Here is an 8,959-nt window from a genome sequence, read left to right as displayed (position 1 = left end):
CGACCGCATCGAGGTGCTGCGCGGCCCGTCCGGCCTGCTGCAGGGCGCGAGCGAACCCGGCGGCACCATCAACCTGGTGCGCAAGCGCGCGCAGTCCGCATTGGGGCTGAACGCCAACGTGTCCGCGGGGTCGTGGAACATGCGCCGCGCCGACGTGGACCTGACCGGCGCGCTCAACGCCGCGGGCACGCTGCGCGGCCGCGTGGTGGCGGTGAAGGACGACCGCGACAGCCACGTCGCCACGCTGAAGAACGACAAGACCCTGGGCTACGGCACGCTGGAGCTGGACATCACCCCGTCCACCACGCTGTCGGTCGGCCACACGCGCCAGAAGGTGCGCGCCACGGTGGACCAGGGCCTGCCCGCTTATGCCGACGGCCGGCTGCTGGACGTGCCGCGCTCCACGTTCGCGGGCATCGCCGCCAACCGCCAGGACCTGGACAACACCGACACCTTCGCGGAACTGGAGCACCGCCTGTCCAATGGCGGGCAGGTCAAGTTCGTGGCGCGCGACGTGCACCGCGAATCGCTGTACCGCTCGGTGCGGGCCAACTCGGCCGTGGCGGCCAACGGCAACTACCAGCTGCAGTCGGTGGACTTCCAGCAGGACCTGAAGGACCGCAACTACGACCTGTACATCGCCTCGCCGCTGTCGCTGGCCGGCCGCACGCACCGCGTGCTGCTGGGCGTGAGCCACACGACCAGTGAAAGCCTGGACGGCAACTCCGCCTTCGGCGCGCCCCGCACCGCCAACATCTTCAATCCGCAGTACGACCTGCCCTACCCCAGCATCACGCTGCCCGGCTTTCAGAGCGCCACCCGGCGCACCGAGAACGCGCTGTACGGCCAGGCGCAGGTCAGCGTGGCCGAGCGCCTGAAGGTGCTGGCCGGCGGGCGCCTGTCCTGGGCCAAGGCCGAGACGCGCACGCTGAGCACGGGCCAGACCACGGCCACCGCCGACCCCGGACGGCAGTTCATCCCCTCGGTGGCCGCGATCTACGAGCTGAACGAAAACCTGTCGGCCTACACGAGCTATGCCGAGACCTTCGTGGTGCAGTCCAGCCTGGACCGCGCGGGCCGCCTGCTCACGCCGCGTTCGGGCTCGCAGATCGAGGCGGGCGTGAAGGGCGAGTTTTTGAACAAGCGCCTGCAGACGCACTTCGCCCTCTTCCGCATCCTGGACAAGGACCGCGCCATCGCCGACCCGGACGTTCCCACCGCCTCCCTGGCCGGCGGCAAGGTGCGCGCGCAGGGCTTCGAGACCGAGGTGAGCGGCCAGGTCGCGCCCGGCTGGGACGTGCTGGCCGGCTACGCCTTCACCGCCACCAAGTACCTGCAGGCCCCCGTGTCGCAGCAGGGCCAGGTGTTCAGCCCCATCACGCCGCGCCACAGCGTGAACCTGTCCACCCGCTATGCCTTCAAGGGGCCGGTGCTGCAGGGGCTGAGCGTGGGCGGAGGCGTGAGCTACCGCAGCGAGTTCTTCGCGCAAAGCGGCACGGTGCGCCTGACCTCGGGCGACTACGCGCTGTTCAACGCCCAGGTGGCCTACCAGATCAACGACAAGCTTTCGGTGAGCCTGAACGTGGACAACCTGTTCGACAAGACCTACTACGAGAAGGTCTCCAGCCTGGGCCGCCAGAACTTCTACGGCGAGCCGCGCCGCGTGACGGTGGCGCTCAAGGCGCGCTACTAGGCGCACGGCCGAGCGGGGCCCCGATGCTGCCGGCCGCCAAGCCTTTTTGCATCAAAACGGCCTCCTGCGCATGTTCTTCTAGGGCATACCGCTATTTATTTGATAGCAAACGTTTTTTCAACCTCTGTTTCACAGGAGCTTTCCGATGTCCACCTTGCTCAAGCCCATCACCGCCGCCGTGCTGTCCGCGCTGGCGGCCACGGCCGTCCAGGCCCACCAGGTCTGGATCGAGGCCAGCGGCGCCCAGGCCCGCGTGCAGTTCGGCGAATACGCCGACGGCCTGCTGGAAAAGTCGCCCGGTGCGCTCGACAAGTTCAAGGGCGTGCCGGTGCTCGAGCAGCAGCCACGCGGCGGCGAGGCCCGGCGCATCGAAGGCCAGCGCAGCGCCACCGCGTTCACCTACGCCCTGCCGGCGCCGGCCGACACGCTGTTCGCCGAGGCGCCGTATCCGCTGATCGACCGCACCAAGGCCGGCCAGCCACCGCTGCTGTGGCGCCCCGCCGCGCGCTGGGTGGCCAGCCTGGCGCAGCCCGTGGCCGCCACCGCGCCGCTGGACGTGGTGCCCACCGGCAAGGCGGGCGAACTGCGCGTGGTGTTCAACGGCAAGCCGCTGCCCAAGGCCCAGGTGACCCTGGTATCGCCCTCGGGCTGGGCCCGCGAGGCCGCCACGAATGCCGAAGGCACGGTGCACTTCGAGCTGCCCTGGAAGGGCCAGTACGTGGCCGAGGTCAAGCACAGCGACAAGCAGCCCGGCGAACACGCAGGCGAGAAGTACGGCGAGGCCAGCTACCTCACGACGCTCACCTTCGTGCAGGTGGCCGGCATGGAATCGCCCCCGCTGCCCGCCCCGGCCGCGCACTGACCTCCGCGCCGGCCCGGCGCTGACCGGCCCGCCGTCCCCGAAGACCTTTCACGGCCGCCGCGCCGTGACGGCGGCGACGCCCTGCGCGCCGCATTTTTGAACCAAACAGCCCTCCTGCCAGCGGATTCATTGCCAGGAGCGCTATTGAAAAAGTAGCAACATGACCTCGCACCTCCCTTCCCCACATGCCCACGGCGCACCCTGCCGCCCCTTGCCCCTGGCCGCCGCCCTGCACACCGCGATCGCGCTGCTGTGCGGCCTGGGCGCCAGCGCCGCCCAGGCCCAGTCCGCCGCGCCCGTGGCGGAAACCACGCTCGCCCCCGTGACCGTCAAGGCCGGCGCGGATCAGGAAAGCCCCACCGCGCCCGTCAGCGGCTTCGTCGCCAAGCGCGCCCTTTCGGCCACCAAGACCGACACGCCGCTCATCGAAACCCCGCAGGCCATCAGCGTGGTCACGCGCGACCAGATGGAGGCGCAAGGCGCGCTGACCCTGCGCCAGACCACGGCCTACACCGCCGGCATGGTCTCCAACTACTTCGACAGCCGGGTGGACAGCTTCACGGCACGCGGCGGCAGCGTGACGCAGTACCAGGACGGCCTGCTGCGCACCTACGGCACCTACAACAACACCAAAGCCGAGCCCTACCTGCTGGAGCGCGTCGAATTCCTGCGCGGCCCTTCGTCCGTGCTGTACGGCCAGGGCAGCGTGGGCGGCGTGCTCAACCTCACCAGCAAGCGCCCGCAGGCCGAGCCGCTGCGCGAAGTGCAGGTGCAGCTGGGCAACTACGCGCGCAAGCAGATCGCCGCCGACATGACCGGCCCGCTCACCCAGGACGGCGAGTGGCTCTACCGGCTGGTGGCCGTGGGCCGCGACAGCGACTCGCAGGTCGACCACGTGAGCGACGACCGCCTCATCCTCGCCCCGTCGCTCACCTGGAAGCCCAACGCCGCCACGTCGCTCACGCTGCAGTTCACGCACCAGAAAGACCAAAGCGGCTCGCTGATCGGCTTCTTTCCCTGGCAAGGCACGCGGCTGTCCAGCCCCTACGGCCAGATCCCGACCTCGACCTTCATCAGCGAACCGGGCTGGGACGCCTTCGACACCGAGAACAATTCCTGGGGCTATCTGTTCAGCCACCGCCTGAACGACCAGTGGACGGTGCGCCAGAACCTGCGCCGCACGGTGAGCGAGGTGGACTACCGCAGCATCTACACCAGCTTCAGCGCCAACCGCGCCACCGGCCGGCCGGCGCGCCCGGTGTTCAATGCGGACAACCGCACCTTGCTGCGCGACGCCTCCTGGCAGATCAACTCCAGCCGCCTGCTGCTGGCGGACACGCAGATCGAAGGCAAGGTGCAGGCCGGCGCCACCGAGCACACGCTGCTCTTCGGCATGGACGCGCAGCGCAACGAGACCAGCCAGTCCTCGTGGTTCCAGACCATCTCGGGCATCGACGCCTATGCGCCGGTGTACGGCAACTTCACGGCGCCCTCGGCCTCGGCGCTGGTGCGCCAGCCCAACGTCACCCAGCGCCAACTGGGCTTTTACGCCCAGGACCAGATCCGCTGGGGCCGCTGGACGGCCACGCTCGGCCTGCGCCACGACAGCGCCAAGACCGAGACGGCCGGCCGCCCCGCCGCCGCCGTGGACGACACCGCCTGGACCAAGCGCGTCGGCGCCACCTACCAGGCCGATGGCGGCTGGGCACCGTACGTGGGCTACTCCGAATCGTTCCAGCCGCTGGGCGGCGTGGACTTCTTCGGCACCCCGTTCAAGCCCCAGCGCGGCGAGCAGTGGGAAGCCGGCGTGAAGTGGCAGCCGCAGGACCGGGGCATCAGCGCCTACGCGGCCGTATACCAGCTGCGCGAGAAGAACCGCAAGACCAACGACCCCTCCAACCCGCTTAACAGCCTGCAGCTCGGCGAAGTGAAAACCAAGGGCTTCGAGACCGAGATGACCGCCAGCCTGGCCCGCAACTGGGACTGGACGGTGGGCTATGCCTACACCGACGCCGTCATCTCGCGCAGCAACGCCGGCGACCAGGGCCTGCCCGTGGCCAGCGTGCCCAAGCACACGGCGTCGAGCTGGCTCATGCACCGCTTCGCGGCCGAAGGGCGCGGCGGCTGGACGGTGGGCGCGGGTGTGCGCTACACCGGCTCGCAGTGGACCGGCACCACGGCCATCACCACGCCATCGGCGCTCATCGCCGATGCCATGGCGGCCTACGACGCCGGCAGCTGGCGCCTGGCCTTCAACGTGGTCAACCTGGCCGACAAGGTGCAGATCACCCAGTGCCTGGCGCGCGGCGACTGCTTCTACGGCCAGCGCCGCACCTACACGATGACGGGCACCTACCGGTTCTGAGCGCGCCCCCCCGCACCGGGGCCTCACCCCAGCCACCACCGTGCCAGGGCGCCGTACAGCGGAATGCCCAGCACGAGGTTGAAGGGAAAGGTGATACCCAGGGACAGGCCCACGTAGAGCGCCGGCCGGGCCTCCGGCATCGCGTGGCGCAGCACGGCGGGCACGGCGATGTAGGAGGCGCTGGCGCCCAGCACGGCCAGCAGCGTGGCCTCGGGCACCGCCAGGCCCGCCAGCTTGGCCAGCCCCAGGGCCAGCAACCCGTGCGCCACCGGGCCCACCACGGCGAACAGTGCCAGCGGCAGGCGCTGCGCGCCGAGCCCGGCCAGGCCCGGGAGGCTGCGCGCCGTCATCAGGCCCATGTCCAACAGGAAGAACGCCAGCAGGCCCTTGAACAGGTCCACGGTGAAGGGATGCATGGCCTGTTCGCCCTGCGCACCCGTCAACAGCCCCACCAGCAGCGCCCCCAGCAGCAGCACGGCGCCGCCGTCGGTCAACGCCTCGCGCAGCACCGGGCCCAGTGGCGAGCCCACCCGCGCCGGCCCGATGCCCGGGCCGCCAGCCATCACGGCCTGCGATCCCACGGCAATGGGGGCCACCGCGGCCGGGGCGCGCAGCCAATGCGCCATCACCACCGCCAGCACGATGGCGGGCGACTCCATCAGCGCCATGGCCGCGGCCATGTAGCCGCCGGCAGGGGTGCCCTGCTGCTCCAGCAGGTGGCTGGCGGTCACGAACGTCACGGCGCTGACGCTGCCGTAGGTGGCCGCCACGGCAGCCGCATCGAAGGGCGGCAGCAGGCGGCGCAGCACGCACCATGCGATGGCCGGCACGGCGACGGCGAGCACCAGGGCACTGACCAGGGCGGCCGAGACCTGCACCGTCCAACCGGACTGGGCCAGGGCGAATCCGCCCTTGAGGCCCAGCGCCATGAGCAGGTACAGCGACAGAAAGCGCGACAGCGGCGCGGGAATCTCCAGGTTGGAGCGCAGCAGCCCGGCCGCCAGGCCGAGCACGAAGAACAGAATCGCGGGATCGAGCAGGTGTTTCATGGGGCGCGATGCTAGGCGGCAATGGCGATGAAGGAAAATCGATACTGTCGATCCGACCCATCGGGATTTCTCTATGCATGCCACTTTCCGCCAATTGCAGATCATGCTGGCCCTGGCCGAGACCGGCTCCATCACCGGGGCCGCGCGCCACTGCCATGTGACCCAGCCCACGGCATCGATGCAGCTCAAGGAGCTGTCGGACGCCATCGGCCTGCCGCTGTACGAGCGCGTTGGCCAGCGGCTGCACCTCACCCAGGCGGGCGAGGCGGCGGCGCAGACGGCACGCGCCATCGCGGCCGACTGGGAGGCATTGGAGCAGCGCGTGGCAGCGCTCAAGGGCGTGAGCCAGGGCCGGCTGCGCATCGCGCTGGCCAGCACCGCCAAGTACTTCATTCCGCGCATGCTGGGCCGCTTTTGCGAAGAGCATCCGGGCGTGGACGTGGCGATGCAGGTGCTCAACCGCGATGGCGTGGTGCAGCGCCTGCTGGCCAACGAGGACGATCTCTACATCCTGTCCATCCCGCCGCGCGGCGTGCCGCACGACCGGCAGGTGCTGCTGAGCAACCCGCTGGTGGTCATCGCCGCGCACGACCATCCGCTGGCCGCGCGCCGGCGCGTGCGGCTGGAGCAATTGCTCAAGGAGCCGTTCATCCTGCGCGAGACGGGCTCGGGCACACGGCTGGCGACGGAGGAGCATTTCAAGGCCCTGGGCTTCGCGCCGCGGGTGCGTCTGGAACTGGGCAGCAACGAGGCCATCAAGCAGTCCGTGGCGGCACGCATGGGCCTGGGGCTGGTGTCGCGGCATGCGCTGGCCGCAGACCCTGCCAGTGAGGGCGTGGCCATCCTGGCGGCGGAGCGCATGCCCGTGCCCTCGTCATGGTATGTGCTGTGGCCGCAGGGCAAGCGGCTGTCTCCCATTGCCGAGACCTTTCTGCGGCAGCTGCTGCAACAGGCGCGCCGATGGGAAGTGCACTCCTGATGCCAGCGAGCGGCACGGCGCGGCGCAAGCGCTTTTTCCCACAAGACAATGGCCTGCGACGCCCATGCCCCCCGCGATCGCGATCCCGTCGATAGGCCGGGGTTCAGCGGCCCGCGATCATCTTCACGCCCAGGCCCACGAACACGGTGCCGGCCACGCGGTCCAGCCACAGGCCGGCGCGCGGCCTGCGCTGGAGCCAGGCGCCAATGGCACCCGCAAAATAGCCCAGCAGCCCGAACAGCACCGCCGCCTGCAGCGTGAACAAGAGCCCCAGCAGGCCCAGTTGCAGGGCGACGTTGCCTTGCGCCGGCACCACGAACTGCGGCAGGAACGACAGGAAGAAAAGCACCACCTTCGGGTTGATCGCGTTGGCGAGCATGCCCTTGAAGAACAGGCTCCGGAGCGACTGCGCCGGTGCGCCCGTGGCATCGACGCGGCCGGCGCCCGGGCTGCGCAGCGCCTGAATGCCCAGCCAGATCAGGTAAGCCCCGCCCAGCCACCGCAACGCCGTGAAGGCGACGGGCGACGCGGCGATCAGCGCACTCACGCCCACCACGGCCAGCAGCGTGTGGCTCAGGCACCCCAGCGCGCAGCCCAGCCCGAACACGATGCCCTGCCAGCGCCCCCTGGACATCCCCATGCCCAGCACCAGCAGGTTGTCGGGACCGGGCGTGGCCGTGATGAGCACGGCGGTGAGCAAGAACGCGAGCAGTTGGGCGAAGGTGAGCATCGGACGATGATATTCGCGTGCGGCTCCCTCTCCACCAGCGTGGAGCGCAGCATGCCTCGACCCCCAAAAAAAAAGGCCGCGCTGTGCAGCGCGGCCTTTCGACGAACCGGTGGCGATCACACGTTCATGATCGACACGAGGCGCGTGTTCAGATGGGCTTCCACGGCCTCGGAGCCGCCTTCGGAGCCGTAGCCCGAATCCTTCAGGCCGCCGAAGGGCAGCTCGGCTGCGGGTGCGGCGGCCTGGTTGATCCAGAGCATGCCGACCTCCAGGCGCTGGGCCAGCAGGTGCGCGTTCTTGAGCGAGCGCGTGAAGGCATAGCCCGCCAGGCCGAACGGCAGGCGGTTGGCCTCGGCGATGGCGTCCTCGATCTTCTCGAAACCGCGCACGGCGGCCACGGGGCCGAAGGGCTCTTCGTTGAAGATGCGGGCCGACAGGGGCACGTCGTTGAGCACCGTGGGCTGGAAGAAATTGCCTTCGCTGCCGATGCGTTCGCCGCCGGTGGCCAGTTGCGCGCCCTGTTGCACCGCGTCGGCCATCAGGTCGGCCATGGCGGTGATGCGGCGCGGGTTGGCCAGCGGGCCCATCTGCGTGCCGTCGGCCAGGCCGTTGCCCACCTTGAGGCCCTGCGCGTGGCGCGACAGCGCGGCCACGAAATCGGCGCGGATGCTCTCATGCACCAGGAACCGCGTGGGCGAGATGCACACCTGGCCCGCGTTGCGGAACTTGGCGCCGCCGGCGGCCTTGATGGCCAGCTCGACATCGGCGTCTTCCGCCACGATCACCGGGGCGTGGCCGCCCAGTTCCATGGTCACGCGCTTCATGTGCTTGCCGGCCAGGGCGGCCAGCTGCTTGCCCACGGGCGTGGAGCCGGTGAAGGTCACCTTGCGGATGATCGGGTGCGGGATGAGGTAGTTGGAGATTTCCGCCGGGTCGCCATAGACCAGGCCCACGGCGCCTGCGGGCACGCCGGCATCGGCGAACGCGCGGATCAGCTCGGCCGGGCTGGCCGGGGTTTCTTCCGGCGCCTTCACGAGGATGGAGCAGCCGGCCGACAGGGCCGCGGCCAGCTTGCGCACCACTTGGTTGATCGGGAAGTTCCAGGGCGTGAACGCCGCCACGGGGCCCACGGGGTCCTTCACGACCATCTGGCGCGCGGCCAGGTTGCGGGACGGGACGATGCGGCCATACACGCGCTGCGATTCGTCGGCGAACCACTCGATGATGTCGGCGGAGGCCATGGTTTCCATGCGGGCCTCGGCCAGGGGCTTGCCCTGCTCC

The 8,959-nt window shown here is 69.9% G+C and carries 7 protein-coding genes; 4 read left to right on the top strand and 3 right to left on the bottom strand.

The genetic code is table 11. The features are described from left to right. From AC27IO_RS16980 to AC27IO_RS16970, 3 genes are all read left to right on the top strand, one after another. Positions 1 to 1,693 (top strand): TonB-dependent siderophore receptor (locus AC27IO_RS16980; RefSeq protein WP_498739817.1); only part of this gene is annotated, 1,693 nt, incomplete at its 5' end. A 145-nt stretch (positions 1,694 to 1,838) separates the two neighbouring features. Beyond that, complete coding sequence (locus AC27IO_RS16975; RefSeq protein ID WP_317359688.1) at positions 1,839 to 2,555, top strand: DUF4198 domain-containing protein; 717 nt, start codon at positions 1,839 to 1,841, stop codon at positions 2,553 to 2,555. A gap of 160 nt (positions 2,556 to 2,715) precedes the next feature. Beyond that, complete coding sequence (locus tag AC27IO_RS16970) at positions 2,716 to 4,920, top strand: TonB-dependent siderophore receptor (RefSeq protein ID WP_498739816.1); 2,205 nt, start codon at positions 2,716 to 2,718, stop codon at positions 4,918 to 4,920. 23 nt (positions 4,921 to 4,943) lie between these two features. Here AC27IO_RS16970 and AC27IO_RS16965 read toward each other — a convergent pair whose 3' ends face one another. Continuing rightward, positions 4,944 to 5,969, bottom strand: a complete 1,026-nt coding sequence (locus AC27IO_RS16965; RefSeq protein ID WP_317359554.1) for a sodium-dependent bicarbonate transport family permease — start codon at positions 5,967 to 5,969, stop codon at positions 4,944 to 4,946. A 73-nt stretch (positions 5,970 to 6,042) separates the two neighbouring features. Here AC27IO_RS16965 and AC27IO_RS16960 point away from each other — a divergent pair, with 73 nt between their 5' ends. Beyond that, on the top strand, positions 6,043 to 6,948 hold the full coding sequence (locus AC27IO_RS16960; RefSeq protein ID WP_498739814.1) for a LysR family transcriptional regulator: 906 nt from the start codon (positions 6,043 to 6,045) through the stop codon (positions 6,946 to 6,948). A 103-nt stretch (positions 6,949 to 7,051) separates the two neighbouring features. On the opposite strand, the gene AC27IO_RS16955 is transcribed toward AC27IO_RS16960, so the two are convergent. Both AC27IO_RS16955 and AC27IO_RS16950 read right to left on the bottom strand, forming a co-directional pair. Further along, positions 7,052 to 7,678 (bottom strand): LysE family translocator, encoded by a 627-nt coding sequence (locus tag AC27IO_RS16955; RefSeq protein WP_284430159.1) that lies wholly within the window; start codon positions 7,676 to 7,678, stop codon positions 7,052 to 7,054. Positions 7,679 to 7,794: 116 nt separating this feature from the next. After that, positions 7,795 to 8,959, bottom strand: a 1,165-nt coding sequence (locus AC27IO_RS16950) for an NAD-dependent succinate-semialdehyde dehydrogenase (protein ID WP_498739812.1), incomplete at its 5' end; no start/stop codon positions are given.

Source organism: Acidovorax sp. KNOB132, from assembly GCF_057541515.1.
Note: the sequence above shows the minus strand (reverse complement) of the source record. Positions and strands in the feature narration are given on the sequence as shown.